The 684-nt window shown below is 77.8% G+C and carries 1 pseudogene; it reads right to left on the bottom strand.

Annotated features, from left to right (window positions below):
• Positions 1-609 (bottom strand): annotated as a pseudogene (locus tag GTW08_RS19950) (glycosyl transferase); the annotation flags it as partial.
• Positions 610-684: the final 75 nt, after the last annotated feature.

The following is a 684-nucleotide window of genomic DNA, read 5'->3' as shown; positions in this document are numbered from 1 at the left end:
GTCGGCGCCGGCGCCCGACGGCCCGGCCATCGGTGTGGAGCCCTCGTGCGTGGTCGCCGCGGTCTGGACCGCGTACGCGGCCGGCGCGGCGACCCCACTCAGGACCGCGACGCCGAGGACCACGGCGAGCCACCGTCGCCCCCGGGCGGGGACCAGCAACGCCGCGCCGGCGGCGACGCCCGCCACCAGCACCACCCACCGCAGCCACGGCAGGAACTGCGGCGACCCGCCGAGCAGTACGAACGCCCACACCGTGGTCCCGGCGGAGGCGACGGCGAGCACCCCACGGACCCACCGGCGGTCCCGGTACCGCAGGAGCTCGCGGGCGCCGACCGCGACCAGCGCCGCGATCCCGGGCGCGAGGGCAACCGCGTAGTACGGGTGGACGATGCCCTCCATCAAGGACAGCACCAGCACGGTCACCAGCGTCCAGCCGCCCCACACGATCAGCGAACCGCGGACCGCGTCGGTGCGCGCGGCTCGACCACGGAGCACCAGCGCCGCGACGAACAGGAGCAGCGCGGCCGGCAGCAGCCAGGAGACCTGGGTGCCGAAGGAATCGCCGAACATCCGCAGGAACCCGGCCCGGCCGCCGAAGGCCGCGCCCATACCGCCCCCGGGCCCGCCCGGTGGCATGCCGCCCCCGGGCACGGCACCGGCCGCGCCGCCCGGGAGACCGGCGGC

This window comes from Pseudonocardia sp. SID8383 (assembly GCF_009864975.1).
GTDB classification, from domain to species: domain Bacteria; phylum Actinomycetota; class Actinomycetes; order Mycobacteriales; family Pseudonocardiaceae; genus Pseudonocardia; species Pseudonocardia alni.
Note: the sequence above shows the minus strand (reverse complement) of the source record. Positions and strands in the feature narration are given on the sequence as shown.